At 64.7% G+C, this 26937-nt stretch carries 24 protein-coding genes and 7 tRNA genes; 8 read left to right on the forward strand and 23 right to left on the reverse strand.

Features of this window, described 5'->3' with window-relative positions; genetic code table 11:
- Positions 1–148 precede the first annotated feature (148 nt).
- The 3 genes from AC1DOP_RS26020 to AC1DOP_RS26030 are packed head-to-tail and all read right to left on the reverse strand — an operon-like array spanning position 149 to position 3604.
- The gene (locus AC1DOP_RS26020) at positions 149–526 is read right to left on the reverse strand and encodes a nuclear transport factor 2 family protein (RefSeq protein WP_442124424.1); all 378 of its coding nucleotides are present in this window, start codon (positions 524–526) and stop codon (positions 149–151) included.
- Entirely contained in the window at positions 523–1980 is a 1458-nt protein-coding gene (locus AC1DOP_RS26025) for a hypothetical protein (RefSeq protein ID WP_477254156.1), read from the reverse strand. Before AC1DOP_RS26025 ends, AC1DOP_RS26020 begins: the two co-directional genes overlap by 4 nt.
- A gap of 4 nt (positions 1981–1984) precedes the next feature.
- The gene (locus tag AC1DOP_RS26030; RefSeq protein ID WP_477254158.1) at positions 1985–3604 is read right to left on the reverse strand and encodes an amidase; all 1620 of its coding nucleotides are present in this window, start codon (positions 3602–3604) and stop codon (positions 1985–1987) included.
- Between the two features lie 348 nt (positions 3605–3952).
- Between AC1DOP_RS26030 and AC1DOP_RS26035 the strand changes: the two genes are divergently transcribed.
- Positions 3953–4570, forward strand: coding sequence for a TetR/AcrR family transcriptional regulator (locus AC1DOP_RS26035; RefSeq protein ID WP_477254160.1), 618 nt, complete (start codon positions 3953–3955; stop codon positions 4568–4570).
- 66 nt (positions 4571–4636) lie between these two features.
- Here AC1DOP_RS26035 and AC1DOP_RS26040 read toward each other — a convergent pair whose 3' ends face one another.
- The 10 genes from AC1DOP_RS26040 to gltX all read right to left on the reverse strand — a co-directional run bounded on the left by AC1DOP_RS26040 (position 4637) and on the right by gltX (position 8831).
- Positions 4637–5212 carry an elongation factor P gene (locus AC1DOP_RS26040; protein ID WP_477254162.1) on the reverse strand — a complete coding sequence of 192 codons (576 nt, stop codon included), beginning with the start codon at positions 5210–5212 and terminating at the stop codon, positions 4637–4639.
- Positions 5213–5277: 65 nt separating this feature from the next.
- The gene (gene earP, locus AC1DOP_RS26045; RefSeq protein WP_477254164.1) at positions 5278–6426 is read right to left on the reverse strand and encodes an elongation factor P maturation arginine rhamnosyltransferase EarP; all 1149 of its coding nucleotides are present in this window, start codon (positions 6424–6426) and stop codon (positions 5278–5280) included.
- Positions 6427–6510: 84 nt separating this feature from the next.
- Positions 6511–6586, reverse strand: a tRNA-Glu gene (locus tag AC1DOP_RS26050).
- 63 nt (positions 6587–6649) lie between these two features.
- A tRNA-Ala gene (locus tag AC1DOP_RS26055) sits at positions 6650–6725 on the reverse strand.
- A gap of 47 nt (positions 6726–6772) precedes the next feature.
- Positions 6773–6848 (reverse strand) — tRNA-Glu (locus AC1DOP_RS26060).
- A gap of 69 nt (positions 6849–6917) precedes the next feature.
- Positions 6918–6993, reverse strand: a tRNA-Glu gene (locus AC1DOP_RS26065).
- A 27-nt stretch (positions 6994–7020) separates the two neighbouring features.
- Positions 7021–7096: transfer RNA gene (locus AC1DOP_RS26070), tRNA-Ala, on the reverse strand.
- Positions 7097–7183: 87 nt separating this feature from the next.
- A tRNA-Glu gene (locus tag AC1DOP_RS26075) sits at positions 7184–7259 on the reverse strand.
- A 39-nt stretch (positions 7260–7298) separates the two neighbouring features.
- Positions 7299–7374: transfer RNA gene (locus tag AC1DOP_RS26080), tRNA-Ala, on the reverse strand.
- Between the two features lie 65 nt (positions 7375–7439).
- Entirely contained in the window at positions 7440–8831 is a 1392-nt protein-coding gene (gene gltX / locus AC1DOP_RS26085; protein ID WP_477254166.1) for a glutamate--tRNA ligase, read from the reverse strand.
- Between the two features lie 188 nt (positions 8832–9019).
- On the opposite strand from gltX, the gene AC1DOP_RS26090 reads away from it, so the two are divergent.
- Positions 9020–10198 carry a GGDEF domain-containing protein gene (locus AC1DOP_RS26090; protein WP_477254168.1) on the forward strand — a complete coding sequence of 393 codons (1179 nt, stop codon included), beginning with the start codon at positions 9020–9022 and terminating at the stop codon, positions 10196–10198.
- Positions 10199–10221: 23 nt separating this feature from the next.
- Here the strand turns inward: AC1DOP_RS26090 and AC1DOP_RS26095 are convergent, their stop codons facing one another.
- Positions 10222–11247 carry an RNA methyltransferase gene (locus AC1DOP_RS26095; RefSeq protein ID WP_477254170.1) on the reverse strand — a complete coding sequence of 342 codons (1026 nt, stop codon included), beginning with the start codon at positions 11245–11247 and terminating at the stop codon, positions 10222–10224.
- 104 nt (positions 11248–11351) lie between these two features.
- Entirely contained in the window at positions 11352–12440 is a 1089-nt protein-coding gene (apbC, locus tag AC1DOP_RS26100; protein WP_442124433.1) for an iron-sulfur cluster carrier protein ApbC, read from the reverse strand.
- A 148-nt stretch (positions 12441–12588) separates the two neighbouring features.
- Between apbC and metG the strand changes: the two genes are divergently transcribed.
- The 6 genes from metG to AC1DOP_RS26130 all read left to right on the forward strand — a co-directional run bounded on the left by metG (position 12589) and on the right by AC1DOP_RS26130 (position 19098).
- A complete protein-coding gene (gene metG / locus AC1DOP_RS26105) occupies positions 12589–14736 on the forward strand; it encodes a methionine--tRNA ligase (RefSeq protein ID WP_477254172.1) in 2148 nt (715 codons plus the stop codon).
- A 117-nt stretch (positions 14737–14853) separates the two neighbouring features.
- Positions 14854–16170: an enoyl ACP reductase FabMG family protein gene (locus AC1DOP_RS26110; protein WP_442124435.1), complete on the forward strand. Its 1317-nt coding sequence runs from the start codon at positions 14854–14856 to the stop codon at positions 16168–16170.
- A 57-nt stretch (positions 16171–16227) separates the two neighbouring features.
- Entirely contained in the window at positions 16228–16437 is a 210-nt protein-coding gene (locus tag AC1DOP_RS26115; protein ID WP_442124436.1) for a DUF3460 family protein, read from the forward strand.
- 28 nt (positions 16438–16465) lie between these two features.
- Positions 16466–17398 carry a segregation and condensation protein A gene (locus tag AC1DOP_RS26120; protein WP_477254175.1) on the forward strand — a complete coding sequence of 311 codons (933 nt, stop codon included), beginning with the start codon at positions 16466–16468 and terminating at the stop codon, positions 17396–17398.
- Between the two features lie 16 nt (positions 17399–17414).
- Entirely contained in the window at positions 17415–18254 is an 840-nt protein-coding gene (gene panC, locus AC1DOP_RS26125; RefSeq protein ID WP_477254177.1) for a pantoate--beta-alanine ligase, read from the forward strand.
- Positions 18255–18342: 88 nt separating this feature from the next.
- Positions 18343–19098 (forward strand): flagellar brake protein, encoded by a 756-nt coding sequence (locus tag AC1DOP_RS26130; RefSeq protein ID WP_477254179.1) that lies wholly within the window; start codon positions 18343–18345, stop codon positions 19096–19098.
- A 73-nt stretch (positions 19099–19171) separates the two neighbouring features.
- Here AC1DOP_RS26130 and AC1DOP_RS26135 read toward each other — a convergent pair whose 3' ends face one another.
- The 8 genes from AC1DOP_RS26135 to cheA all read right to left on the reverse strand — a co-directional run bounded on the left by AC1DOP_RS26135 (position 19172) and on the right by cheA (position 26919).
- On the reverse strand, positions 19172–20380 hold the full coding sequence (locus AC1DOP_RS26135; protein ID WP_477254181.1) for an EAL and HDOD domain-containing protein: 1209 nt from the start codon (positions 20378–20380) through the stop codon (positions 19172–19174).
- Positions 20381–20444: 64 nt separating this feature from the next.
- Positions 20445–21077 (reverse strand): protein phosphatase CheZ, encoded by a 633-nt coding sequence (gene cheZ / locus AC1DOP_RS26140; protein WP_442124441.1) that lies wholly within the window; start codon positions 21075–21077, stop codon positions 20445–20447.
- Position 21078: 1 nt separating this feature from the next.
- Positions 21079–21471 carry a chemotaxis response regulator CheY gene (cheY, locus tag AC1DOP_RS26145; RefSeq protein ID WP_442124442.1) on the reverse strand — a complete coding sequence of 131 codons (393 nt, stop codon included), beginning with the start codon at positions 21469–21471 and terminating at the stop codon, positions 21079–21081.
- 125 nt (positions 21472–21596) lie between these two features.
- On the reverse strand, positions 21597–22673 hold the full coding sequence (locus AC1DOP_RS26150) for a protein-glutamate methylesterase/protein-glutamine glutaminase (protein WP_442124443.1): 1077 nt from the start codon (positions 22671–22673) through the stop codon (positions 21597–21599).
- Between the two features lie 14 nt (positions 22674–22687).
- Positions 22688–23287: a chemoreceptor glutamine deamidase CheD gene (gene cheD / locus AC1DOP_RS26155; RefSeq protein WP_477254185.1), complete on the reverse strand. Its 600-nt coding sequence runs from the start codon at positions 23285–23287 to the stop codon at positions 22688–22690.
- Positions 23288–23312: 25 nt separating this feature from the next.
- A complete protein-coding gene (locus AC1DOP_RS26160) occupies positions 23313–24164 on the reverse strand; it encodes a CheR family methyltransferase (RefSeq protein WP_442124445.1) in 852 nt (283 codons plus the stop codon).
- A 66-nt stretch (positions 24165–24230) separates the two neighbouring features.
- Complete coding sequence (locus AC1DOP_RS26165; RefSeq protein WP_442124446.1) at positions 24231–24728, reverse strand: chemotaxis protein CheW; 498 nt, start codon at positions 24726–24728, stop codon at positions 24231–24233.
- Between the two features lie 25 nt (positions 24729–24753).
- Entirely contained in the window at positions 24754–26919 is a 2166-nt protein-coding gene (gene cheA, locus AC1DOP_RS26170) for a chemotaxis protein CheA (protein WP_442124447.1), read from the reverse strand.
- Positions 26920–26937 lie beyond the last annotated feature (18 nt).

Genomic DNA, 26937 nt, shown 5'->3' on the forward strand with positions numbered 1-26937 from the left:
GGTCGCGCTGGCGCCGCGTTAGAGAGGACAGGCGTTGCAGGAACTGTTCGAACTGCCGTGCTTGCATGCTGCCTCCGTCAACGGTTCAGGTCGACATTGGACCGCAGGCTTGCAGAAAAGATTCCACACTTGGCGCGAACAGCGCCAATTAGAACATCCCGTTCTCGTTCGGCATCGGATCCGGCTGGGCCTGGCCGATGTCCCACATCTCGGCGATGCGATCGCCCTCGAAGCGCAGGATGTGGACGAGCGCGATGTCGGCGCCGTCCGGCGTCATCCGCGCACGCGAATGGACGGCCACCAGCGGCCCCTCGGCGATCGCGCGCTGTACCTCGAACAGCATGCCGGGAAAGCGCGCCGCGTTCTCGATCATGCCGGCCTTGATGGCGGCGGCGTCGCCGGCAAAGTACGGATTGTGATGGCGGAAACCGGCGCCGGCAAAGCGTTCGAAGGCCTGCTCCACCTGGCCGGCGGCGGTCATTTTCAGGAAGTCCACGGCGGCTTCCTTGAGAGTCTGTGTCGTCATTTTTCGATCCTGTCGAGTGTGTTGGATACCCATTTCTGCAGCGCTGCGTCGTCCGCCATATTGCCATCGAAGGCGAGGTCCGGAATGAAGGGTTCGCGCGTCGCCGTCGCCGTCCCGAACAGCGCCGAGGGGATGACCAGGGCGCCGCGTCCGCTCGGCAGCGGATGGCGGTTGATCTCGCCGAAGGGAGAATAGCCGATCGTCGCTTCGCCCAGCACCACGGTATCGCTCGCCGCCCCGAGCCGCTGCACGAAGTTCATGCAGGAGCTGAAGCAGGTGCGGTCGATCAGGGCCGCGATGCGCGGGCCGTGCGGCCGCGGCAGCTTCAGGGTCCGGGCCTGGGCGTCCGGATCGCCGGACAGCAGCACCATCTTCTGGCCGGCGCGCATCGCCGCCTCGACCTTCAGCAGGTCGGCTGCGAACGACGCCTTCGATGCGGCGTGGCTCTCTTCGAGAATGTAGCGCCTGAGCAGGTTCGCCGTCTCGGCATCGGCGATCTGGTACTTGCTGGCGCCGCCGGCCTCGCCCAGCTTGCCGGCGTAGGCGGCGCCGTAGAGCGCCGTCAGCGCCCGGCTGCCCCAGGTGGAGTCGCCGCCGCCGTTGCCGCGCAGGTCGAACACGATCCAGCCCGCCTTTTCCTTCCGCAGCGCGGCCAGTTGCGGATACAGGGCTTCATAGGCGGCGCCGGAGCGTTCGCCATTGAAGTCCGGCATGCCGACCCAGTGCTTGCCGGGGCCCAGCGTCGTCAAGCCGACCGGCTTGGCCGTCGCACGGAAGCGCGGCCGGATCTGGTCGATGTGCTGCAGCGCGACCTCGCCCGGCACGCCGCGCAGCGGCAGCTCGTAGCGCTTGCGGCTGCCGTCCGGCAGCACGAACACGCACTGCTTCGGCGTCCAGCCCAGGCCGTAGTCGAACATCAGCTGCTGGGCAAAGGCGCCGGATGCCGTCGCATATTCGGCGCCGCGGCTGGCGAACGGCGCCACCCGCATCTGCAGCCAGGTGCCGGTCCAGACATCGTCGCAGGACTGGGCGATGCTGCCGACGGGCGGCAGCGGCGTGGGCCAGCCGGGCTCGGACCAGCTGACGCGGTAGCGGCCGCTGTTCAGGCCCCCGGTCTGGTCGAGCACGATGCCGGTCCAGCCGTGGATGGCCAGGCGCAGGTCGATGCCCATGTGCGGGTCGCCGAAGCCGGCGACGAAGCGCATCATCATGCGCCGGTAGTCCTGCTCGCTGCGCACCCCTTCCGCCTCGGCGCGGGCGACCCGCAGGCCGCTCTCGAAGGGCATGGTCACGCTCGGCATGCCGGCCACGTAGCCGGCGTGGCGGGTGCGGATCGCATCGGCGGCGAAGTCCAGGTCCTGGCGCGCGATCGCGGCCCAGTCCTGGGCTTGCGCCTGCAGCGCCGCGCCCAGCATCGCCAGGCACAGCGACCGTTTCAAGGCCGGGGCGCGCACGGGCTCAGGCCTTGAGATTGACGGTCGCCGGGAACACCGGCGGACGGCGCCGCAGGCTGGCCTGCTCGTAGGCGTAGGCCATGCCGATCAGCGAGGCTTCGGTCCAGGCGGTGCCGACGAAGGAGATCCCGACGGGCAGGCCCTGCACGTAACCGGCCGGCACCGTCACGTGCGGGTAGCCGGCCACCGCCGCCGGCGAGGAGAAGCTGCCGCCGTAATGGTCGCCGTTGATGTAGTCGGTCAGCCAGGCGGTGCCGCCGGTCGGCGCGACCAGGGCGTCCAGCTTCTCGTCCTTGAGGATCTTGTCGATGCCCTCTTCGCGCGAATAGCGGTGGTTGTTGGCCAGCGCCTCGCGGTAGGCCGCATCAATCAGGCCGGGCTTTTTCTGCGCGGCGACCAGGTGTTCCTGGCCGAAGAACTGCAGCTCGCGGCCGGCGTTCTTCTCGTTGAAGGCGATCACGTCCGCCATGGTCTTGACCGGCGCATGCGGCGCATAGTCGCGCAAATACGCTTCGAGGTCCGGACGGAATTCGGCCAGCAGCACGTCGAGTTCGCTGTCGCCGTACTTGTCGACGTTCGGCACCTGCACGTCGACCAGGATCGCGCCCTGCGCCTTCAGGATCGCCAGCTCGTTTTCGATCACGGCATCGATGGCCGGGCTGCTGCCGAAGAAGTTGCGGGCCACGCCGATGCGCTTGCCCTTCAAGCCGTCGAGGCGCAGCGCGGCCGCAAAGTCGGCGGCCTTGCCCTGGGCGTCGCCGGTGGCGGCGTCCCGCGGATCGCTGCCGGCGATCGCGCCCAGCAGCAGTGCCGCGTCGGCCACGCTGCGGGTCATCGGCCCGGCCGTGTCCTGGGAGTGCGCGATCGGGATGATGCCGCTGCGGCTGACCAGGCCCAGGGTCGGCTTGATGCCGACGATGCCGCAGGTCGAGGCCGGCGAGACGATCGAGCCGTCGGTCTCGGTGCCGATCGCCAGGGTGGCGAGGCCGGCGGCCATGGCCGCCGCCGAACCCGAGCTCGAGCCGCTGGTATTACGGTCCAGCGCATAGGGATTGCGGGTCTGGCCGCCGCGGCCGCTCCAGCCGCTGACGGAGTGGGTCGAGCGCATGTTGGCCCACTCGGACAGGTTGGTCTTGCCGATGATGACGGTACCGGCCTCGCGCAGCTTCTGCGCCACGAAGGCATCCTTGCTTGCGCGGACGCCCGCCAGGGCCAGCGAGCCGGCCGTGGTGCACATCGCATCGAAGGTGGCGATATTGTCCTTGATGAGGACGGGGATGCCGTGCAGCGGACCGCGCAGCTTGCCCGCCTTGCGCTCGCGGTCGAGCTGTTCGGCGATGGCGACGGCCTCGGGATTCAGTTCGATGACGGCATTGATGCGCGGGCCGGCCTTGTCGACGGCGGCGATGCGCGCCAGGTATTGCTGCACCAGGGATCTCGAGCTCAGCTTGCCGGCCGCCATCTGGGCCTGCTGCTCCTGGACACCGGCGTCCAGGATACTGGACGAGGCCGCGCCATGGTTGCCGGCGGCACCCGCTGGCGGCGCCACTGCCGCCGCACCGGCCGCCATACTGGTGCTCACCCCGGCACTGAGTCCAAGCCGAACGAAATCCCTGCGCTTCATACAAGCCTCCGTGTCAAATAATGCATGAGCATAGCAGTAAAGTTGCTCATGTGACACGGCATGTATGTCAGCAGGGTGGACGCCCCATCGATGCCGCCGCACGCGAGCGGTCCGCGGTCGGCTTCGGCGTTGGATGGACGCTGCGCTCGGCCGCGTCCAGCTTGCCGCGCTGGAGATTTTCTTGCGGGCAGCTGGGTACCGGAAGGTTTGCCGGGGCGGCCCGCCGCCGGTAGCGGCAGAACATGCATGATTGAGTTTGGCACATGGCAGCTCCTCTGGTAGGATTACAAAACGGAACGCGATTCCGAATTATAACCGGAACCACGTTCCGTTTAATAGATTTTTTTTATGCATACGAAGCCAGACCCGGACCAGGCCTCGCCAGAAGCCGACGACCAGCAGCCGCGCGCCAAGCGCGTCGACGCCCAGCGCAACCTGCAATCCCTGCTGCAGGCGGCCATGGACGTGTTCACGCAATCGGGCGTCGATGCGCCGGTGCGCGAGATCGCCGAGCGCGCCGGCGTCGGCGTCGGCACGCTCTATCGCCACTTCCCGCAGCGCGCCGACCTGATCGTCGCGGTCATGAAGTCGCAGATCGACGCCTGCGCCGATGCCGCCGCCGGCTTCGCGGGCGAGTACGAACCGGACGAGGCTTTAGCGCGCTGGATGCAACGCTATGTCGACTTCATCCTGACCAAGCGCGGGCTGTCGAACGCGCTGCAGTCGGACCATGCCGCCTACGCCTCGCTGCCGGATTACTTCTATGCGCGCCTGCGCCCCGCCCTCGCCTCGCTGCTGCAGGCGGCGGTCGACAGGCAACTGATCCGGCCCGGCTACGAGGCCGACGAACTGCTGCGCGCGGCGGCCACGCTGTGCAAGGCGAATCCCGACGAGGACACGGCGCTGACGCGCAAGATGGTGGGATTGCTGGTGGACGGACTGCGCCGCCGGCCGGAGTCGCAGTAAGACGCTGCGGCGTATGGGCGAAAAAAAACGCTGCCGGGGCAGCGTTTTTTCTTGAGAGGCGGTCGCTTAGTTGCGCACGACTTTCTTGTACTCGGCGGTACGGGTGTCGATCTCGATGACGTCGTCCTGGTTGACGAACAGCGGCACCTGGATGGTGAACTGCTTCGACTCGATCGCGTTTTCCAGGCGAGCTTCCTTCATCACGTTACCCGAGGTGTTGCCCTTGACGGCCGGCTCGGTGTAGATGATCTGGCGTGCGATGGTGATCGGCAGTTCGACCGAGATGGCCTTGCCGTCGTAGAACACGGCTTCGCATTCCATACCGTCTTTCAGGTAGTTGACGGCGTCGCCCAGGTTCTCTTCTTCGATTTCGTACTGGTTGTACTCTTCGTCCATGAAGACGTACAGCGGATCGGCGAAGTACGAGTAGGTCACCGGCTTCTTGTCCAGCACGACCACGTCGAACTTGTCGTCGCCGCGGAACACGTTTTCCAGCGGAGCGTTGGTCAGAAGATTCTTCATCTTCCACTTGTAGGTGAAGCCCGTGCGGCTCGAGCCGTTGACGTCGGAGCGCAGCACGATGAAAGGCTTGGCATCGACCATGATGATGTTGCCGACACGGATTTCTTTTGCGGGTTTCATAGGAAGTTTTAGCTATAAAATGAGTTGCAGTAACCGAGCATCATACCACGATATTTTCCGGCCGCCTATCGAAGCGTCCGGACGAAATTCAGCAGATTGCTCACCAAGTCGCCGTTCGCCAACATCTGCGCTTCCCAGTCCTGGGCGCGGCGCGCGATCGTCGGCAGTTCGGCTTGCAGGGACGTCCAGAGTGCGTCCATCTGTCCTTCCCGCTCACCGTTCCAGCACAGCGAAAAGTCGATCAGACTCTGCGTATTCACCGCGTACTTTTGCAGGAACGCGCGGAGTTTAACATGATGCAAGTTTTCATCTTGCGGATATATGTGCCAAATGAAGGGCCGGGCCGCCCACTGGGCGCGCACCCAGGAGTCCTCGCCGCGCACGAAGTTCAGGTCGCAGGCCCACAGCAGGCGGTCGTAATCGGTCTGCGGCATGAAGGGAATCACGCGCACCGTCAGCGCGCCGCGGGTGGCGCACGCGCCGGCGTCGGCATCTTTGTTCAGGAAAGCCTCGACCTTTTCGCGCGCCACACCTTCGGGCACCAGGCAGGTCACCGGCTGTCCACCCTGCTCCCAGGCCTCGAACAGTTCCGTTACCGGCGCATGCGGATAGCAGAACAGGCTCACCTTCAGCGACGTCATCTCGTTTGGCGTCACGCCGAAGCGGCCGAGGAAAGCGGCCATCGCGGCGGGATCGGCCTGGAAGGCCTCGCGTGCGGGCACCAGGTCGCGCTCGCGCAGCAGGCCACCGGTCTTGTCCGTGAATCCCGGGAAGTAGAAATGCTTGGTCAGCTTCAGGCGCGGATGCATGGACGGCAGGCTGTGGCAGCCTTCGACCCATTCCTCGGCGCTCAAGCCTTCGTAATTGATCCAGACCGGACGCGGCTCGCACTGCGCCATCGCCTCGATATAGCCGGGCGGGATGTCGACGCCGAAGAATTCGATCACCACGTCGGGAATGTCGGCGGGCGAGAATTCGCCATCCTGGCCGGCCCAGTGGCGCACCGTGATGCCGCCGATGTCCTGCACGTCGGCCCGCGTATCGACTTGCGGCCAGATGCGGCGGAAACTCGCCAGGTCGTCGACCCACAGGGTGACGGCGATGCCGTGCTCGGCATGGAACTGGCGAGCGAGGCGCCAGCAGATGCCGATATCGCCGTAGTTGTCGACGACCTTGCAGAAAATGGCGAGGGTGCGCGGGAATTCAGGAGACATGATCGTTTGAAAAGGATGGGACGACCAAATAGAAAAACCGGGGCACCTTCCCGCATGCGCGGACGGTCTGCTCCGGTTTTTTTCTGGCGTCCCCACGGGGATTCGAACCCCGGTACTCACCGTGAAAGGGTGATGTCCTAGGCCTCTAGACGATGGGGACCTAAGAACTTCCTACGGTGTCAGAGCCCGAATTTCTCGGCTGGGCTCCGACCCCGTCTGATTATGGTGGAGGTAAGCGGGATCGAACCGCTGACCTCTTGCATGCCATGCAAGCGCTCTCCCAGCTGAGCTATACCCCCCAAAACTACTCAATAAAAGAGCCGCCCAAGGCGGCTCCTGGCAATGCTGGCGTCCCCACGGGGATTCGAACCCCGGTACTCACCGTGAAAGGGTGATGTCCTAGGCCTCTAGACGATGGGGACCTAAAACTGTTTTACTACTTTTACCGCTTCGATGGCGCACTGCTGGGTGTGCGACCATCCATCTAATCTTGGCGTCCCCACGGGGATTCGAACCCCGGTACTCACCGTGAAAGGGTGATGTCCTAGGCCTCTAGACGATGGGGACCCTGGACTTCCATTTTTCCCTGAAACTTGGTGGAGGTAAGCGGGATCGAACCGCTGACCTCTTGCATGCCATGCAAGCGCTCTCCCAGCTGAGCTATACCCCCGTTTCGGGAAGGCAGTATCATAACATACTGCTTTTACTTCTCACAGCTCTGTTTTCACTTCGCTGTGTTTGCCAGATCTTTCGATCCTGGCGTCCCCACGGGGATTCGAACCCCGGTACTCACCGTGAAAGGGTGATGTCCTAGGCCTCTAGACGATGGGGACCTCGGAACTGCCTTTACTACCTACTGCACACTTCAGAGTTGGTGGAGGTAAGCGGGATCGAACCGCTGACCTCTTGCATGCCATGCAAGCGCTCTCCCAGCTGAGCTATACCCCCGCAGCGCTGAAGTGCGAGCATTATAGCGGAGGCACTTGCATTTCGCAAATAGCCAACAAGGCTAATCAGAGACCCTTTTTCACTCGGGCCAGGACGGTCTCGCGGCCGAACAGTTCCAGCACCGCGTCGATGGCCGGAGTCTGCAGCTGGCCGGTGAGCAGCAGGCGCAACGGCATGGCCAGTTGCGGCATCTTGAGGCCATTCGCCGCCAGCACTTCCTTCATCGCGGCCGAGATCGCCTGCTTGCTCCACTCCGCCGTTTCCAGCTTCTCGGCGAACTGGGCCAGCGCCGGGCGCACGGCGTCGGTCAGGTGCTGGGCCAGCAGTGCGGCATCAGGATTCGGCGTGCGGAAGAACAGCATCGCCGCGTCGGCCAATTCGTTGATGGTGTTGGCGCGTTCCTTCATCAGGCCCAGCACCGCAGCCAGCGGCGGCGCGCCGTCGAACCGGGCGCCCTCACGCTCCAGGATCGGACGCGCCAGGTCTGCCAGGCGCTCGTTGTCGGACTGCTTGATATAGTGGTTGTTCAGCCAGGCCAGCTTTTCCGGGTTGAACTGGGCCGCCGACGCGGTCAGGTGCTCGAGGTTGAACCACTCGGTGAACTGCTGCATCGAGAAGATCTCGTCGTCGCCGTGGCTCCAGCCCAGGCGCGCCAGGTAGTTCAGCATCGCCTCCGGCAGGAAGCCCTGCTCCGGATACTGCATCACGCTGACGGCGCCGTGGCGCTTCGACAATTTCTGACCGTCCGGGCCGAGGATCATCGGCAGGTGGCCATACTGCGGCAGTTCCGCGCCGAGCGCGCGCAGGATGTTGATCTGGCGCGGCGTGTTGTTCACGTGGTCGTCGCCGCGCAGCACGTGGGTGATCTTCATGTCCCAGTCGTCGACCGCCACGCAGAAGTTATAGGTCGGGGTGCCGTCGCTGCGCGCGATGACGAGGTCGTCGAGTTCCTTGTTGCCGATGGTGATCGGGCCTTTGACCACGTCGTTCCAGGTGACTTCGCCGCCCTCCGGGTTCTTGAAGCGCACCACCGGCTTGATGCCTTCGGGGACGGCGGGCAGGATCTTGCCCTCTTCCGGACGCCAGGTGCCGTCGTAGCGCGGCTTCTCGCCGGCCGCGCGCATGCGCTCGCGCATCGCCTCGACTTCTTCCGGAGTGCAGTAGCACAGGTAGGCGGTGCCGGCTTCCAGCATGGATTTGATGACTTCGCGGTAGCGGTCCATGCGCTGCATCTGATAGAAGGGGCCTTCGTCATGCTCCAGGCCCAGCCACTTCATGCCATCCAGGATCGCCTGCACCGCTTCCGGGGTCGAACGCTCCAGGTCGGTGTCTTCGATACGCAGGATGAAGGTGCCGCCGAAGTGGCGGGCATAGGCCCACGAATACAGCGCGGTGCGGGCGCCGCCGAGGTGGAGATAGCCGGTCGGGCTGGGAGCGAAACGGGTACGGACGGTCATGGTGGTGGAATGGTTGATTTGCCAAAGGGGCTATTTTACAGCCTTGCCATCGGCCTGTCGTAGATAGGGCATTCACTCGGATTGCATAGCAAATAATTACTTTACAGAAATTAAAAAGCTGGCTACTCTTCCTCCTTTGGTCAGCATTTTCATCATTTTTCCCGATCCTGCCTGACACCTCCCTCCCCATGTCGAACGACCCGAGCACCGCTCCCCTCGCGCCCTGGCGCGGCGAATTCTCCGCCGCCGCCACCGAAATCGGTTTCCTGCACCAGCAGTCGGCCGTGATCCTGCGCGACCTGCGCCGCGGCCTGCTGCTGTGCTCGCTGTTCTACCTGGTCTTCGGCGCCGCCGACATCAGCGCCCTCGGCTTCGAACACGCCGTCGTGCCGCTGCTGTCACGCCTGGCGATCCCCTTCCTGGCGGCCGCCTGCCTGTATTACGCGCGGCGTCCCGATGCGAGCGTGCGCGCATCCCACCACGCGGCCACCGCCTTCACCCTGTGCTGGGCGGCCAGCTACTTCGTCGTCATCGCCTACCGCCCGGGGGACATCCTGCTGCACGGCATGTCGTGGGCGGTGATGGCGATGGTCATCCACGTCCTGATCCCGAACCGCCTGGTGATCGCGGCCACGATCTCGATCGGCGCCAGCCTCGCCTTCCTGACCCTGGCCTGGGCCCAGCAGGTGGTCGGCACTCGCCCGCTCAGCTCGCTGACCATGCTGCTGGTGTGCGCCAATGTGTTCGGCCTGACCGTCGCCCAGCGCCATGCGCGCATGTGGCGCGAACAGTTCTGGGCCCAGCAGGTGCTGACGAATCTGTCGATCCGCGACCCGCTGACCGGCTCCTACAACCGGCGCCACCTGAACGCCGGCCTGCTCGACGGCGAAATCGCGCGGGCCCGCCGCTACCGCCTCAGCCTCTCGCTGATCATGTGCGATCTCGACGGCTTCAAGAAGATCAACGACACCCACGGCCACCACGCCGGCGACGAGCTGCTGCGCAGCTTCGCCACCCTGGCGCAGGCGATGACGCGTGAATCGATCGACACCGTGGTGCGCTACGGCGGCGAGGAATTCCTGATCATCCTGCCGGAGACGCGCCTGGAGGGTGCCCTCGAACTGGCCGAGCGCGTGCGCGCCGCCTTCGCCGCCCAGCGCATCGAGCTGGAAGGCGGCCTGACGCTGGGCACCACGGCCAGCTTCGGGGTGGTCGGCGCCGACTTCGGCGGCGGCCATGCGGTCACGCCGCAGGGCATGATCGCGCTGGCCGACCAGCTGATGTACGAGGCCAAGCATGCGGGGCGCAACCTGGTGAAGGCGCGCCAGCTGGGGCAGCGGATCGAGAAGGCGGAGCGGGCGGCGTAAGCGGCGCAGGTGTGAACGCTGAGCTACGCGGTGCGGATGAGCCTGACCGGCCGCGCCGCCGCCCGCGCCCGCAACTGCCCGCAGCCACCATCGACGTCCTGCCCCGCCGAATCGCGCAGCTTGGTGAGGATCCCGCGCTCGAACAGCCAGGCCGCGATGGCCTCGGCCTTGTCCCAGCCGGGGCGCTTGAAGGGCAAGCCTTCGTTGGCGTTATACGGAATCATGTTCAGCACGGCATACTTGCCGCGCAATAGCTCGACGACGGCGTCCAGTTCGTCCTGGCCGTCGTTCACGCCTTCCAGCAAGGTCCACTGGTACTGGATCGGGTAGCCGGTCAGGCGCGCATAGCGCTCGCCCGCCTCCACCAGCGCCTTCGGCGTCAGGCGCGGCGCGCGCGGCAGCAGGCGTTCGCGCAGATCGGCCTTGGTCGTGTGCAGCGACAGCGCCAGCGCCGGCTTCACCCGTCCGGCGGGCAGGCGCTCGAATACGCGCGGGTCGCCGACGGTCGAGAACACCAGGTTCTTGTGGGCGATATTCCCTTCCACGCCCAGCAGCTCGATCGCTTCCATCACATTGTCGAGATTGTGGGCCGGTTCGCCCATGCCCATGAACACGACCTTCTTCACGGGCCGCTGGCGGCGCGCCAGCACCACCTGGGCGACGATCTCGCCGCTCGTCACCTGGCGGATCAGGCCGCTCTGCCCCGTCATGCAGAACTGGCAGCCGACCGCGCAGCCGACCTGGCTGGACACGCAGACGCCGTCGCGCGGCAACAGCACCGATTCCACCGTCTGGCCGTCCTGCAGGCCGACCAGCAGGCGGGCGGAGCCGTCCTCGGCCGGATGGGTGCCGAGGATGCGCGCCAGGCCGTCGAGTTCGGCGTCGATCCCGGGCAGTGCTTCGCGTACCGGCTTCGGCAGGAAATCCACGGGGCGGCGGCGGCCGTGGTCGTGGCCGGCATTGCGGACCCAGTCGCGCAGGATGCGGTCCTCGTGGAGCGGGAGGGCGCCGAGGGCGCGCAGGCGGGTGCGGAGGGAGTGGATGCGCATATTGGTTACCCGTCATTCCCGCGCAGGCGGGAATCCAAGTTCGCATGCGTCTCGACGGCTCAACGGACTTGGGTCCCCGCCTTCGCGGGGACGACGGTGTTTGCTTAGTCGTTCTTTACAACGATGGTCGGAAACTTGGCAGTCATATCCTTCGCCTTCTCCGCCACCTTCACCGCCACCTTGCGCGCGATCTCTTTATAGATCGCGGCCACCGGACCGTCCGGCTCAGCCACCACGGTCGGGGTGCCGGAATCGGCCTGTTCGCGGATCGACAGCTGCAGCGGCAGGCGGCCCAGGAAGTCGACGCCGAAGTCGGCGCACATCTTCTCGCCGCCGCCTTCGCCGAAGATGGCCTCATGGTGGCCGCAGTTCGAGCAGATGTGCATGCTCATGTTTTCCACCACGCCGAGGATCGGGATGCCGACCTTCTCGAACATCTTCAAGCCTTTGCGCGCATCCAGCAGGGCGATGTCCTGCGGGGTGGTGACGATCACGGCGCCCGTCACCGGCACTTTCTGCGACAGGGTCAGCTGGATGTCGCCGGTGCCCGGGGGCATGTCGACGACCAGGTAGTCGAGCTCGCGCCAGTTGGTCTGCTCCAGCAGCTGCTGCAGGGCCTGGGTGACCATCGGGCCGCGCCAGACCATGGGTTCGTCCGGATCGATCAGGAAGCCGATCGACGACACCTGCACGCCGTGGTTCTCGAGCGGCTCCATGGTCTTGCCGTCCAGGCTTTGCGGACGGCCGTTTATGCCCAGCATGGTCGGCTGCGAGGGGCCGTAGATGTCGGCATCCAGCACGCCGACGCTGGCGCCCTCGGCGGCCAGGGCCAGGGCCAGGTTGACGGCCGTGGTCGACTTGCCGACGCCGCCCTTGCCCGAGGCGACGGCGATGATGTTCTTCACGTTCGGCATCACCTTCAGGCCGCGCTGCACGGTGTGCGAAATGATCTTGCTGGTGACGTTGACGCTGACGTTCTGCACGCCGGGCAGCTTGCGCACGGCGTCGATGACGGCGCTCCTCACCAGTGCGAACTGGCTCCTGGCCGGGTAGCCCAGTTCGATGTCGAGGGCGACGTTGTCGCCGTCCACCTGGACGTTCTTGACCGAACGGGTGCTGACGTAGTCTTTATTGGTATTCGGGTCGACGACCGCCGCCAGGGCGGCCTTGACGTCTTCTACAGTGGTGCTCATGGGGTTCTCCGGATGTGATGCGCAAGTTTATCGTAAATTGGCGTATCGACTCTTGTTCAAGTGGCAAATGGCCTGATTACCCACTGCGCGCTCAGGGGCATCCGCTGGTAAAATGCTTTTTTTCACCTATCAACCTCCCTTTTCGACCATGACACGCAAGCTGTTCGTCACCACCGCCCTGCCCTACGCCAACGCCGCCTTCCACATCGGCCACATGATGGAATACATCCAGGCCGACATCTGGGTCCGCTTCCAGCGAATGCAGAAAGACGGCGGCGAACAGCGCGTGGTGCACTTCGTCGGCGCCGACGACACCCACGGCACCCCGATCATGATCGCCGCCGAGAAGGAAGGCGTGACGCCGCAGGAATTCGTGGCCCGCATTGCCGCCGGCCGCGCCCAGTACCTGGACGGCTTCCACATCGCCTTCGACAACTGGTATTCGACCGACTCGCCGGAAAACGTCGAGCTGTCGCAGGACATCTACCGCAAGCTGCGGGATGCCGGCCTCATCTATACCAAGACCGTCGACCGCTTCTACGATCCGGCCAAGGGCATGTTCCTGGCCGACCGCAACATCAAGGGCGAGTGCCCGGTCTGCCACGCCAAGGACCAGTACGGCGACAACTGCGAAGTCTGCGGCGCCGCCTACCAGCCGACCGAACTGATCAATCCGTACTCGGTGTTCACCCACGCGACGCCGGTCCTGAAGCCGTCCGAGCAGTACTTCTTCAAGCTGTCCGATCCGCGCTGCTTCCAGTTCCTGAAGGAATGGCTGAACACCCCGGGCCGCCTGCAGCCGGAGATGGTGAATAAAGTGTCGGAGTGGCTGGGCGAGAACGGCGAGAAGCTGGCCGACTGGGATATTTCCCGCGACGCGCCCTACTTCGGCATCCCGATTCCCGATGCACCGGGCAAGTTCTTCTACGTCTGGCTGGATGCGCCAGTCGGCTACCTGGCTTCGCTCAAGAATTACTTCGAGAAGAAAGGCATCGACTACGAAGCCTTCCTGAAAGATCCGGCGGCCGAGCAGGTCCACTTCATCGGCAAGGACATCGTCTCCTTCCACCTGCTGTTCTGGCCGGCCATGCTGAATTTCTCCGGCCACCCGGTGATCGACAAACTGAAGGTCAATGTCCACGGCCACCTGACCGTGAATAACGAAAAGATGTCGAAGTCGCGCGGCACCGGCATCTCGCCGCTGCGCTACCTCGAACTGAAGATGAATCCGGAGTGGCTGCGCTACTACCTGGCGTTCAAGCTGAACAGCAAGGTCGAGGACCTGGACTTCACCGGCGACGACTTCGTCGCCCGCGTGAACAGCGACCTGATCGGCAAGTACGTGAACATCGCCAGCCGCTGCGCCGGCTTCATCGCCAAGAAGTTCGACGGCAAGCTGGCATCGGAACTGTCCGACACCGCGAAACAGTGGATTGCCCGCGCCCTGAACGGTGAGGACGGCGAGCGCCAGGCGGCGATTGCCGCCAGCTACGAAGCCCGCGAGTTCGGCCGTGCGCTGCGCGAGATCATGGCAATCGCCGACGTCGCCAACCAGTTCGTCGACGAGAACAAGCCCTGGATCCTGGCCAAGGACGAGAGCAAGACTGCAGAGCTGCACGATGTCTGCACCACCGCCCTGATCCTGTTCCGCCAGCTGAGCATCATGCTGTCGCCGGTGCTGCCTTTCGTCGCCTCGCGTGTCCAGGAATTCCTGGGCGACGCGGCTTTCTCCTGGGACGATACCAAGGGCGAGAACGTGTGGAACTCGATGCTGGGCCGCACCATCGGCGCCTACAGCCACCTGATGCAGCGCGTGGACGCCAAGATGGTCGAGGACCTGTTCGACAAGCCGGCCGTCGCTACGTCTGCGGCGCCGGCCCCGGTTGCCGCTGCCGACACCACTGCCGAAGCCGCCGCGCCGGCAGCGGAAGCGGGCGATGTCGAAGACCTGGCGCCGGAAATTTCGATCGACGATTTCACCAGGATCGACCTGCGCGTGGCGAAGATCGTCAATTGTGAGCATGTCGAAGGGTCGAGCAAGCTGTTGCGCCTCACCCTGGACCTGGGCGAAGGCCGTTACCGTAATGTCTTCTCGGGCATCAAGTCGGCTTACCAGCCTGAGCAGCTGATCGGCAAGCTGACCGTGATGGTCGCCAACCTGGCGCCGCGCAAGATGAAGTTCGGCGTCTCGGAAGGCATGGTGCTGTGTGCATCGGCCAAGGATGAGAAGGCGAATCCGGGCCTGTACCTGCTGGAGCCGGTGTCCGGCGCCCAGCCTGGCATGCGTATTCGTTGATTGGCAAACAGCTATTAATTTCAGCGCAGCAGTGGCAGTATAATGCGGCGTTTTGAACAATAACCGGGCGCATCCGTGCCGCCCCGTCCTTCTTATTTTTGAGTGGTAACGAATAATATGACCGAATACAAAGCCCTGCGACACATCCCGCAAGCGAACCTGTTCCGTCAAGGTGACGTCTTCGTCCTGTTCGGCGAGCTGTTCGGCCGTGGCTACGTGAACGGCCTGATCGACGAGGCGCGCAAGGCCGGCATGACGATCCTGGGCATCACCGTGGGCCGCCGCAACGACGACGGCAGCCTGCGCGCCCTGACGGCGGAAGAGCACGCGGAAGCGGAAGCCAAGCTGGGCGGCCGCATCATCAACGTGCCGCTGATGGCCGGTTTCGACATGGACGCACCGGCGGGCGAACAGAACCCGACCGAGATGCTGTCCGGTATTACCCTCAAGAGCTGGCAGGACGACAAGCTGGACTGGGACAAGATCGAGCTGTGCCGCCAGGCCGGCGTGGCCCGCTTCGCCAGCTCGGCCAAGGAAGCCATGCTTGAAATCGACAAGCTGATCCCGGACGGCGCCAACGTGTTCTTCGCGCACACGATGGCCGGCGGCATCCCGCGCATCAAGGCCTTCCTGGCGATCGCCAACCGCATCTACAAAGGCCGCGGCGAGCGCTTCATGTCCTCGCGCGCCCTGCTCGACAGCGACCTGGGCAAGCTGATCCTGATGAACTTCGACGAAGTCTCGGCCAATACGCTCAAGCACCTGATCGACGCCTCGGCCCCGATCCGCGAGCGCATCACGGCGAAAGGCGGCGAAGTGCGCTACACCGCCTACGGCTACCACGGCACCGAAGTCCTGATCGGCGGCGAGTACAAGTGGCAGACCTATACCAACTACACCCAGGGCTACGCCAAGATGCGCCTGGAGTCGATCGCCGAAGCGGCCTGGAAACAGGGCGTCTACGCGACCGTGTTCAACTGCCCGGAAATCCGCACCAATTCCTCCGACATCTTCGTCGGCGTCGAACTGTCGCTGTTCCCGCTACTGACGGCATTGAAAAAAGAAGGCGGCGGCGCCTGGGCCCAGCAACAGTGGGACATCTGCCAGAGCCTGCTGAACGAGGGCGAATCGGTCCAGGGCATTCTCGACAAGCTGGAATCCTATCTGCAGACCGAGACCAGCGCCGGCTTCCGCAACTTCGAAGCCTGGCCGATGGACAACAGCCCCGAGCTGGCCGAGCTGATGATCGGTACCTCGGACGAGATCACCTCCCTGCACCAGGACAGGAAAGCGCTGGTCACCGACCACCTGTCCTCGCTGGTGGTGGAAGGCACCGGTCCGCTGATGTTCCACGGCGCGGCCGAGAAGATCGCACCGGTGCTGTGGCTCAACCACGACATCATCGCCCGCCAGCTCAACGAACTGCATAAGTAATCGCTGCAGCGCGGTAAAATCGAACGTTTGTACCTTTTTTAGAGTCTAAAGAGCGCCATGGGCCTGTTCACGAAACACTCGAATTACGAATCCGACCACACCAAGTTCATCAAGGAACTGAAAGAGAAAACCCCTGGCATGGACGAGCGCCAGGTCGCCGGCCGTGCCCTGCTGTGGGACAAGTCGCCGCTGTCGCTGGACGAGCAGCGCCGCGTCAACGAGTCGCGCATCCGCCAGCAGGCTTATCCCTACCAGTCCAAGGTCTGAAGCCGGCTGACGGCTGAGGCTGACGACGATGGCGCCTGAGCAGGCGGCCGGCGCCCCGGCGCCGGGGGCCCCGGACGGGCCCGAAGGGCTTGCCGGCTCCCCGCAGGATGAGGGCGCCATCGCGGACCAGGCTGCCGCTTCCGGCCAGGAAGACGGCCTGAACGCGGCGGCCGATGCCGCCGAGGCCACCATCGCCCGCCTCTACGGCGAGCCGCTGCTGCGCCTGCCCAACGACCTGTACATCCCGCCCGACGCCCTCGAGGTCTTCCTCGACGCCTTCGAAGGTCCGCTCGACCTGCTGCTGTACCTGATCCGCAAGCAGAACTTCAACATCCTCGACATCCCGATGGCGCAGGTGACCCTGCAATACCTGGAATACGTCGAGCAGATCCGCAAGCACAACCTGGAACTGGCGGCCGAGTATCTCCTGATGGCGGCCATGCTCATCGAGATCAAGTCGCGCATGCTGCTGCCCAAGCGCCAGGACGAGCTGATCGAGGATGTCGGCGACCCGCGCGCGGAACTGGTGCGGCGCCTGCTGGAATACGAGCAGATCAAGCTGGCGGCCCAGCAGATCGGCGCCCTGCCCCAATACGAGCGCGACTTCCAGCGGCCTTCGCTGCCGGTCGAGCAAGGGCTGGCGCCGGTATGGCCGCAGGTCGACGCCAATGACCTGCAGCGCGCCTGGATGGACGTGCTGCGCCGCGCCAAGCTGATCCAGCACCACCGGATCGGCCGCGAGGAACTCTCGGTGCGCGAGCACATGTCGGCGATCCTGCGTACACTCCAGTCCCAGCGCTTCGTCGAATTCTCGGAGCTGTTCGCGGGACATGCCAGCGTGCCGGTCGTGGTCGTGCACTTCGTCGCCATGCTCGAGCTGGCCAAGGAAACCCTGATCGAAATCACCCAGGCCGAACCATTCGCGCCCATTTATGTTCGGCTGGCTTATTCGCCGGCCTGAGCCTTATTACGACACCATGAAAATCATCTCCACCATCGACGAACTGCGCGACCAACTGCGCGGCCAACTGCGCACCGCCTTCGTCCCGACCATGGGCAACCTGCACGAGGGCCACCTGTCGCTGATGCGCCTGGCGCGCCGTCACGGCGACCCGGTGGTCGCCTCGATCTTCGTCAACCGCCTGCAGTTCGGCCCCAACGAGGACTTCGACAAATACCCGCGCACCTTCCAGGCCGACGTCGAGAAGCTGGAGAAGGAAGGCGTGTACGTGCTGTTCGCGCCGACCGAGAAGGACCTGTATCCGGAGCCGCAGGAATACCGCGTACAGCCGCCGGATAATCTCGGCAACATCCTGGAGGGCGAATTCCGCCCCGGCTTCTTCAACGGCGTCTGCACCGTGGTCACCAAGCTGTTCTCCTGCGTGCAGCCGCGCGTGGCCGTGTTCGGCAAGAAGGATTACCAGCAGCTGATGATCGTGCGGAACATGGCACGCCAGTTCGCCCTGCCGACCGAGATCATCGGCGCCGAGACCTTCCGCGCCGAGGACGGCCTGGCACTGTCCTCGCGCAACGGCTACCTGTCGAGCGAAGAACGGGCCGAGGCGCCCTTCCTCTACCAGACCCTGAACTACGTTGCCGAGCAGAGCCGCGCCGGCCACGCCGACCTCGAAGCCCTGGAACAGGACGCGATGAACCGCCTGGCGGCGCGCGGCTGGAAGCCGGACTACGTCTCGATCCGCAAGCGCATGAACCTGGGGGCGCCGAGCCACGACGAATACCTTGCTCGTGAGCAACTGGTTGTGCTGGCCGCCGCCAAGCTGGGCAATACCCGCCTGATCGATAATCTGGAAATCTGAACCACACTACTTTCTTTATTGAAAATTTCATTTAGAGTATGGCAACTTGATTTGCTAGAATCTACAGGAGTATTCAAGGAGTAGTTCCGTGACCGATACGTCCATCACGCAGATCCGCAAGGGTCCGCCCAAACTGTCCGACGCCGTGCAGCGCATTCCGCTTGGCGCGCCCGCGCACGCGATGAGCGACGCCTTCCAGATCTTCGACAGCCTGTCGACCCTGGCCCAGACCGGCGAAGCCATCACCATCTATCCGCCGGGCGCGGACTATGTGATGGCGCGCATCGGCGCCGTCGATCCGGACCGCCGCTCCTTCATCCTCGAGCTGCTTGATGACTGCGTCCTCGCCGAGGGCAAGGCGGTCTTCGTCGCCGCCATGGGCGGCAATGCCAAGATCCAGTTCGAGCTCGACGCCAACTGGAGCATCGTGCCGGGCGGCGGCCAGTCCGTCGAGCTGCCGCTGCCGGAAAGCTGCCTGGTCCTGAACCGCCGCGCCGAAGCCCGCCTGGAAAGCCCGCTGGGCGGCAGCTACGGCGCCCGCTTCACTTACCTGGGCAAGGTGTTCGAACTGCCGCTGTACGACTTCTCGAGCGGCGGCGTAGGCCTGCGCGCGACGCTCGACCAGGGCTACGAACTGTATGTCGGCCAGAAGCTGGAGGGCGTGGAGCTGGAACTGGGCCCGTCGCTGGCGATCACGGCCGACCTCGAGATCCGCCTGCTGCGCCCCTTCCGCACCTTCCTGCTGGGCGAGCAGGTGCAGATCGGGTGCAGGATTTCGAACATCACCATGCAGATGAAGCAGCGCCTGGAGCGGGCGGTGAGCAAGGTGCAGATGAAGCGGTGATTTTTGCCGGATGGCAAAACTTCACCGTGGTTCCCGCCTTCGCGGGGACGACGGTAGACGCCGCGGCCCAAAATCAGGTGGTAACACTCTGCGCCCAAGCCAGCGCACTCAAATGGGCCTTGTTCACATCCAGCGGACTGATCTCCAGCGACGCCGCCATCGACGCCACCAGGTTCGAATTCAGCTCGCAGGCCTCGGCCAGCGCCAGGTAGGGTCCATACACGCCGCCACGCGTCAGCAGCGCGCGCACCACCTCGTCCGGCAACTGGATGGTGTCCAGCACTTCCTTCATCGGCAGGCCCAGCAGGCGGTCCAGCAGCGAGAACATGCCGGCCACGAACAGGTATTCGCTTTCCGCGCGCGGCAGGAATTTCTGGCCCAGCAGCTCGCACAAACGGGCGCGCACCACGGCGGTTTCCATCAGCACCGGCGAGTAGCCGCTCGAGCTGGCGGTGGCCAGCAGCAGCACCAGCCAGCGGTACAGCGGCGCATAGCCCAGCATGGCGATGGCCTGGCGCAGCGACTCGACCTGGCGGCCGGCGCCGAAGCCGGCGGAGTTGATGAAGCGCAGCAGCTTGTAGATCAGGGCCGGGTCGCGCTTGAGCACGGCCTCGATCTTCGGCACGTCCTCGTTGTTCTGCACCATCTGCATCAGCTGCAGGATGATGGCCTGGGCCGGGTTCATGCCCTTCACATTGCCGCCCTCGCGCGGGGTCAGGTGCAGCTTGCCGACGAAGGCGTCCAGGCCCAGCGCCGCGCAGGCGTCGAAGTCGGCCCAGGTGGCGACCGGGCGGCCCACCATGCGCAGGGTCGACTGCTTGACGGTGGCGTAGGTGCGGGCCTGCGTCGCCACGTCGGCGCCGCTGAAGCGCACTTCGGCGTAGGAAGCGATGATCGACAGGTTGCGGCCCAGCAGGTCGAGGTTGGCGCCGCGCAGCGAGATGCCGACGCCGCCGGCGCGCAGGGCCTGCACGGCGGCGCGGGTGTCGACGTTGGCGAGGTCGCGCACGCTCAGGGACAGCACGGTGCGCTCCGGTGGCAGCGCGTGCAGGGCGTCGGTCGACAGCATGGCCGGCACGGCGTCGAGGAACAGCAGTTTGTCGCGCAGCAGCCAGCCGTTTTCCTCGTCGACCAGCTGCTCGGCGACGAAGCCGACCAGCGACTCGAGATCGTCGGCGCCCACTTCCCTTCCGCTCTGCTGCTGCCAGCAGAGTTCGTAACCAATTACGCGTTGCTTGGGGTCAAGCAAAGGTTCACGGACGATGAAGTTGGTTTGATGCATTATTGATAAGCGCCGAGGTGAAACAGGGCGATGCGCCGTCCGCTGGCGCACCGGGATGTGAAGCTTAGAAGCCGAGGCTGTCGAGCAGGTCGTCGACCTGGCCCTGGTCGGCGACGACTTCGGCGTTGCCTTCCGGTTTGATCTGCGGGCCGTTGAGCAGGCTGTTATCGAACTCGCGCTTGACCTCGGCCGGCGCGAAATCGACCAGCACCTGCACCAGCTGCTTTTCGAGGTTCTGGGCGATGCCGGTGATGCGCTTGATCACCTGGCCGGTCAGGTCCTGGAAGTCCTGGGCCATCATGATGTCCATCAGGTGGCCCTTGGTGGCGCTGGCGGCGCTGCGCGATCCGGCCAGGCTGGCGAGGGTCTTCTCGGCCATTGCGCGCCATTCCGCGCTGCCCTCGCCGCTGTCCAGCAGCGACTGCCACGAACGGCCGAGCTCCACGGCCGAGGCGTCGATGCCGTCCTGCAGGGGACCTGCGGCGTCGGTGGCGTCCAGCACGCGCTTGGCAGCCTGTTCCGACAGGCGCGCCACGTAATCGAGACGGTCGCGCGCATCCGGGATGTCGCTGGCGGCCTTTTCGATCAGCTTGTCCAGGCCCAGTCCGCGCAGGTTCTCGTGCAGCGCTCGGGTCATGTGCCCGATCCGGCTCAGGACCTCGTCGTGCGAGCCCGAATCGGCCGTCTGCTCAGTCATTTCAGGCCTTTCCCATCTTTTCGAAAATCTTGTTCAGCTTTTCGTCCAGCGTCGCCGCGGTGAAAGGCTTCACCACGTAACCGTTGGCGCCGGCCTGGGCGGCCGCGATGATGTTTTCCTTCTTGGCTTCGGCGGTCACCATCAGCACCGGCAGGCTGGCCAGGGCGGGATCGGCGCGGATGTTCTGCAGCATGGTCAGGCCGTCCATGTTCGGCATGTTCCAGTCCGACACCACGAAGTCGAATTGCTCGCTGCGCAGCTTGGCCAGTCCCTGGACGCCGTCTTCGGCTTCGTCAACGTTGGCGTAACCCAGTTCCTTCAGCAGATTCTTCACGATGCGCCGCATCGTCGAAAAATCGTCAACAACTAAAAAACGCATCTTTGGATCAGCCATGAAATACTCCGTTGTTACTTTATCTGTATGTGTTGGTTGGACTTCGACACTGCGAAAGCAGGCCTAAGCATAGCATTTTTGTTGCTCTACGGCGATAAAACCGAGGGTTAAGACGCTCGCGCGGATCAAACACGCAACGCCCGGCCGCCCTGGGCGGCCAGCTGGCCCAGCACCATGCCCGGCAGGGCCGTCAGGGCGCCCACTTCATGGGCGGCACCGATGGCGATCGCCTCGCGCGGCATGCCGAACACGACACAGGAAGCCTCGTCCTGGGCGAAGTTGTAGGCGCCGGCCTGCTTCATTTCCAGCATGCCCTGGGCGCCGTCCTTGCCCATGCCGGTCAGGATCACCCCGACCGCATTCTTGCCCGCCGCCTGGGCGGCCGAACGGAACAGCACGTCCACCGAAGGCCGGTGGCGGTTCACCGGTTCGGTCTGCTCGATTTTGGTCATGTAGTTCGCGCCCGAACGAGACAGCAGCAAATGGGAGTGGCCCGGCGCAATATAAGCGTGACCGGGCAGCACGCGCTCGTTGCCCTGGGCTTCGCTGACGCTGATGCGGCACAGCGAGTCCAGGCGCTTGGCGAAGGAGCTGGTGAAACCTTCCGGCATGTGCTGGGCGATCAGGATGCCCGGGCAGTCGGACGGCATCTGCATCAGGAATTCGCGGATCGCCTCGGTGCCGCCGGTGGAGGCGCCGATGATGATCAGTTTTTCCGACGAGGTCAGGGGGCTGCGCAGCTGCGGCAGCGGCGCGCCCTGGCTCGGTGCATGCAGGGTGCGCGGCTTGATGCGGGCGCGCGCGGCGCCGCGGATCTTGTCGGTGATGAGTTCCGTGTACTCGCGCATCCCGGCCTGGATCGAGATCTTCGGCTTGGTGACGAAGTCCACCGCGCCCAGTTCCAGCGCGCGCATGGTGATCTCGGAACCGCGCTCGGTCAGCGAGGACACCATCAGCACCGGCATCGGGCGCAGGCGCATCAGCTTTTCGAGGAAGTCGAGGCCGTCCATCTTCGGCATCTCGACGTCGAGCGTGAGGACGTCGGGATTGACCCGCTTGATCAGTTCGCGCGCGACCAGCGGATCGGGGGCCACCCCGACCACTTCCATGTCGGGCTGGGAATTGACGATCTCGGTCATCACGCTGCGGATCAGGGCCGAGTCGTCGACGATCGCCACCTTGATCTTGTTCGTGGAATTCATGTGGGGCCCTTTCGTCAGAACAGGTCGATATCGCCGCCGACCGGCGCGACCTTGAGGCGGCTGGCGTAATCGAGCTCGCGCTTCGCCAGCGTATCGTTATGGGTTTGCATCAGCTTCTTGACCAGCACCTTGCCGGTGCGCGGGAAGAAGTACACCTTGCGCGGGTAGATGTCGTTCAGGTCTTCGGCCAGCACCGGGATCCGTTCGGTCTTCAGGAACTGCATCACGAAGGAGGCGTTGCGCTCGCCGACGTTCATGGCCGAGAAGCCGCGCAGCACGGCGCCGCCGCCGAAGACCTTGGCTTCCAGGTGCTCGCGGCGGGCGCCCGCCTTCAGCAGGTCGTTGATCAGCACTTCCATCGCATAGCTCCCGTAGCGCATCGAGGCCGACACCGGGTTGCCGGGATCGCCGCCGTCCGGCAGCATGAAGTGGTTCATGCCGCCCAGCCCCCTGACGCGGTCGCGGATGCAGGCCGAGACGCAGGAGCCCAGCACCGTCACGATCAGCATGTCCTTCCCGGTGTAGTAGTACTCGCCGGGCAGGATCTTGGCAGCGTCGCAGTCGAAGGTGCGGTCGTAATAGACGTTGGTGGCGAATTGGCTGTTCGTATCCATGATAGGTACCGGAGTGTAGCGACGGTCAGCCGTGGCTCAGTTCATACACCGTCTTGCCGCGCAGGCGCAGCGAGTCGGACACATACAGGAAGTTCTCGGAGTGCCCCGCGAACAGCAGGGCGTCCGGCTTCATCAGGGGCACGAAGCGCGACAGGATCTTGCGCTGGGTGGCCTTGTCGAAGTAGATCATCACGTTGCGGCAGAAGATCGCGTCGAACGGTCCCTTCAGGTCCCAGCCGTCGGCCAGCAGGTTGAGCGGGCGGAAGCTGACCAGCTGGCGCAGCTCGGGGCGCACCCGCACCAGGCCCTCCTGGGCGCCCTTCCCTTTCAGGAAGAAGCGGCGCAGGCGCGCGGTCTCGAGCTTCTCGACCCGCTCGATCGGATAGACGCCGGCGCCGGCGGTGGCCAGCACGTTGGTGTCGATGTCGGTGGCGATGATCGACACCGGCGGCGTGAGCGTGTCGAAGGCCTCGCACAGGGTCATCGCGATCGAGTACGGTTCTTCGCCGGTGGAGCTGGCCGAGCACCAGATCGTCAGCGGCCCGGCATGCCGGCGGCGCGCCTTGAGCGCGTGCTCGGCCAGCAGCGGGAAGTGATGGGCCTCGCGGAAGAACGAGGTCAGGTTGGTGGTCAGCGCATTCGTGAAGGCTTCCCACTCGTGCGGCATCCTTCCGGCTTCGAGGCCGTCGAGATAGCGCGAGAAGGACTCGATGCCGGTTGCGCGCAGGCGGCGCGCAAGCCGGCTGTAGACCATCTCCTGCTTGCTGTCGGCCAGCGAAATGCCGGCGCGCTGGTAGATCAGGCCGCGCACGCGCTCGAAGTCGGCGCGTGTGAACTCGAATTCCTTGCCTGTTTCCTGCTTGGTATGAAGCGGCACGTTATTACCTTTGGATCTGTAAAGACGAAGCTATCCCTGCGCCGCGAATCCGGTACCCTGTCGTACTCAGGCTGCCATCTTGTCGATCAGGCCCATTTCGCTGGACGACATCAGGCGGTCGATGTCGATCAGGATCAGCATGCGCTCGTCGACGGTGCCGAGGCCCATCAGGTAGTCGGAATTGAAGGCGGTGCCCATTTCCGGCGCCGGCTTGATCTGCTCCGGCATCAGGGTGGTGACGTCCGACACGCTGTCCACGACCATGCCCATGATGCGGCCGCCGATGTTCAGGATGATCACGACGGTGAACTGGTCGTAGGTCGGGGTGCCAAGGTTGAACTTGATGCGCATGTCCACCACCGGAATGATGATGCCACGCAGGTTGATTACGCCCTTGATGAATTCGGGGGCGTTGGCGATGCGGGTCACGGCTTCGTAGCCGCGGATCTCCTGCACTTTCAGGATGTCGATGCCGTACTCCTCGGAGCCGAGGGTGAAGGCGAGATATTCGCTGCCGCTGCCGTCGCGAGCGTCGGCCGGTTTGGTGGTCGGTTGAGTGGACATGTCGGTTCCTAGGTTCAGAGAGTTTTTATAAAACGACGGTATCGTCCGTCAGCTGACGCGACGAGCGCAGCAGCGCCGCCACGTCCAGGATCAGCGCCACGCCGCCATCGCCGAGGATGGTGGCGCCGGAGATCCCGGCCACCTTGCGGTAGTTGGATTCGAGGTTCTTCACCACGACCTGCTGCTGGCCGACCAGTTCGTCGACGAACAGCGCGGCCTTGCGGCCTTCGGTCTCGAGGATCACCAGGATGCCTTCGGCAGGATCGGTGAAGCAGGGCGCGATGTTGAACATCTGGTGCAGCGGAACCAGCGGCAGGTATTCGCCGCGCACCTTGACCACCCTGCCCTGGCCGGCGATCTCCTTGACGTCGCTTCGTGCCGGCTGCAGGGACTCGACCACGAAGCCGAGCGGCAGGATGTAGATCTCGTCGCCGCAGCGGATCGACATGCCGTCCAGGATCGCCAGCGTCAGCGGCAGCGAGATCAGGATGGTGGTGCCGAAGCCCTTGGCCGAGCGGATGTCGATGGTGCCGCCCATCTGGGTGATGTTGCGCTTGACGACGTCCATGCCGACGCCGCGGCCGGAGACGTCGGTGACGATTTCCGCGGTCGAGAAGCCCGGCGCGAAGATCAGCTGCCAGACGTCGGCGTCCGTCATGTTCTCCGACACCGCCAGGCCGTTCTCCCTGGCCTTGGCCAGGATCCGCTCGCGATTCAGGCCGCCGCCGTCGTCGGCCACCTCGATCACGATATTGCCGCCCTGGTGGGCGGCGGACAGGAACAGGCGGCCCGACTCCGATTTGCCGGCGGCCACGCGGGCGGCCGGCATCTCGATGCCGTGGTCGATCGAGTTGCGCACCAGGTGGGTCAGCGGATCGACGATGCGCTCGATCAGGCCCTTGTCCAGCTCCGTGGCGGCGCCGTTGGTGATGAAGTCGACCTTCTTGCCCAGCTTGGATGCGAGGTCGCGCACCATGCGCGGGAAGCGCGAGAACACGAAGTCCATCGGCATCATGCGGATCGACATCACCGCTTCCTGCAGGTCGCGGGTATTGCGGGTCAGCTGCGACACCGAAGCGAGCAGGCGCTGGTGGATCATCGGATCGAGGCCGTCGCTCCGCTGCTCGATCATGGCCTGGGTGATCACCAGTTCGCCGACCAGGTTGATCAGCTGGTCGACCTTCTCGATCGAGACGCGGATCGAGCTCGATTCGGCGTGCGCGTGGGCGGCGTCGGCGGCCTTCTTGGCGGCCTTCTTCTCCGAGGCCACCTCGATCGCTTCGAGCGCTTCCTGGCGGATCTGCACGGCAGGCAGGGGCGTCGCTTCGGCGACGATGCCGGCTTCGAGGCGGATCTGTTCGATCGGCTGGAAGAAGCCGTAGCCGCGCTCGTCGTCGGACTGCTCGACCTGCGGCGCATCGACCGGATCGGAGGGATCGAAGAAACCGTAGCCCTGCTCGTCCTCGATGCGGGCGCGTTCAAGGGCTTCGATGGCGCGCTGCTCCGGCGTCAGCGGCGGGGCCTCGAAGATCTTCAGGTCCTCGGGATTCAGCACGAACGAGCAGATCGCGACGATGTCGTCGAGCGATTCGTGGGTCATGATGATCAGGGCGCTGCGGCCGCCGGCCAGCGGCGTCACCGAGACGCGGCCCAGCAGGCCGAGTTCGTCGACCAGGGCGTCGACGTCGCGCTTGGGAATCTCCGGCAGCTCGATCTTGTAGCGGTGCGCGCCTTCGCGCACTTCCTGCTTCTGCTCGGCGTGCAGGAATGACGGCACGGTCGGCTGGTGGCTCGGCACGATGACGCCTTCGGACAGCTCGTGCAGCATCATGCGCACGTTGGCGACGGCTTCCTGGTCGACGAAGGCGCCGTTGCGGTGGCCGTCGAGCTGCATCTTGAGGATGTCCTTGGCAGCCAGGAAGGCGTCGAGGTGCTGGCTCGTGAGCGCCATCTCGCCCTTGCGGATGCGGTCCAGCAGCGACTCCAGCACGTGGGTCACTTCGCTCATGTCGTTCAGGCCGAAGGTCGAGGCCCCGCCCTTGATCGAGTGAGCGGTGCGAAAGATCGCATTCAGGTCTTCCGCGTCCGGCGCGGCGATATCGACGGCCAGCAGCAGACGCTCCTTCTCGGCGAGGAGTTCTTCCGCCTCGTCGAAAAAGACCTGGTAGAACTGGCTGATGTCGATGGTCATGATTGTCGCTTATCGCTT

The organism is Massilia sp. 01N410, assembly GCF_056399665.1.

Coding starts and splice junctions, on each gene's coding strand:
- cheA (WP_442124447.1), bottom strand. CDS start 26,919: ATGACCATCGACATCAGCCAGTTCTACCAGGTCTTTTTCGACGAGGCG.
- AC1DOP_RS26020 (WP_442124424.1), bottom strand. CDS start 526: ATGACGACACAGACTCTCAAGGAAGCCGCCGTGGACTTCCTGAAAATG.
- earP (WP_477254164.1), bottom strand. CDS start 6,426: ATGTCTCCTGAATTCCCGCGCACCCTCGCCATTTTCTGCAAGGTCGTC.
- cheD (WP_477254185.1), bottom strand. CDS start 23,287: ATGGATACGAACAGCCAATTCGCCACCAACGTCTATTACGACCGCACC.
- cheY (WP_442124442.1), bottom strand. CDS start 21,471: ATGGCTGATCCAAAGATGCGTTTTTTAGTTGTTGACGATTTTTCGACG.
- AC1DOP_RS26110 (WP_442124435.1), top strand. CDS start 14,854: ATGACCGAATACAAAGCCCTGCGACACATCCCGCAAGCGAACCTGTTC.
- apbC (WP_442124433.1), bottom strand. CDS start 12,440: ATGAGCACCACTGTAGAAGACGTCAAGGCCGCCCTGGCGGCGGTCGTC.
- cheZ (WP_442124441.1), bottom strand. CDS start 21,077: ATGACTGAGCAGACGGCCGATTCGGGCTCGCACGACGAGGTCCTGAGC.
- panC (WP_477254177.1), top strand. CDS start 17,415: ATGAAAATCATCTCCACCATCGACGAACTGCGCGACCAACTGCGCGGC.
- AC1DOP_RS26095 (WP_477254170.1), bottom strand. CDS start 11,247: ATGCGCATCCACTCCCTCCGCACCCGCCTGCGCGCCCTCGGCGCCCTC.
- AC1DOP_RS26030 (WP_477254158.1), bottom strand. CDS start 3,604: ATGAAGCGCAGGGATTTCGTTCGGCTTGGACTCAGTGCCGGGGTGAGC.
- gltX (WP_477254166.1), bottom strand. CDS start 8,831: ATGACCGTCCGTACCCGTTTCGCTCCCAGCCCGACCGGCTATCTCCAC.
- AC1DOP_RS26115 (WP_442124436.1), top strand. CDS start 16,228: ATGGGCCTGTTCACGAAACACTCGAATTACGAATCCGACCACACCAAG.
- AC1DOP_RS26120 (WP_477254175.1), top strand. CDS start 16,466: ATGGCGCCTGAGCAGGCGGCCGGCGCCCCGGCGCCGGGGGCCCCGGAC.
- AC1DOP_RS26090 (WP_477254168.1), top strand. CDS start 9,020: ATGTCGAACGACCCGAGCACCGCTCCCCTCGCGCCCTGGCGCGGCGAA.
- AC1DOP_RS26150 (WP_442124443.1), bottom strand. CDS start 22,673: ATGAATTCCACGAACAAGATCAAGGTGGCGATCGTCGACGACTCGGCC.
- AC1DOP_RS26135 (WP_477254181.1), bottom strand. CDS start 20,380: ATGCATCAAACCAACTTCATCGTCCGTGAACCTTTGCTTGACCCCAAG.
- AC1DOP_RS26040 (WP_477254162.1), bottom strand. CDS start 5,212: ATGAAACCCGCAAAAGAAATCCGTGTCGGCAACATCATCATGGTCGAT.
- metG (WP_477254172.1), top strand. CDS start 12,589: ATGACACGCAAGCTGTTCGTCACCACCGCCCTGCCCTACGCCAACGCC.
- AC1DOP_RS26165 (WP_442124446.1), bottom strand. CDS start 24,728: ATGTCCACTCAACCGACCACCAAACCGGCCGACGCTCGCGACGGCAGC.
- AC1DOP_RS26035 (WP_477254160.1), top strand. CDS start 3,953: ATGCATACGAAGCCAGACCCGGACCAGGCCTCGCCAGAAGCCGACGAC.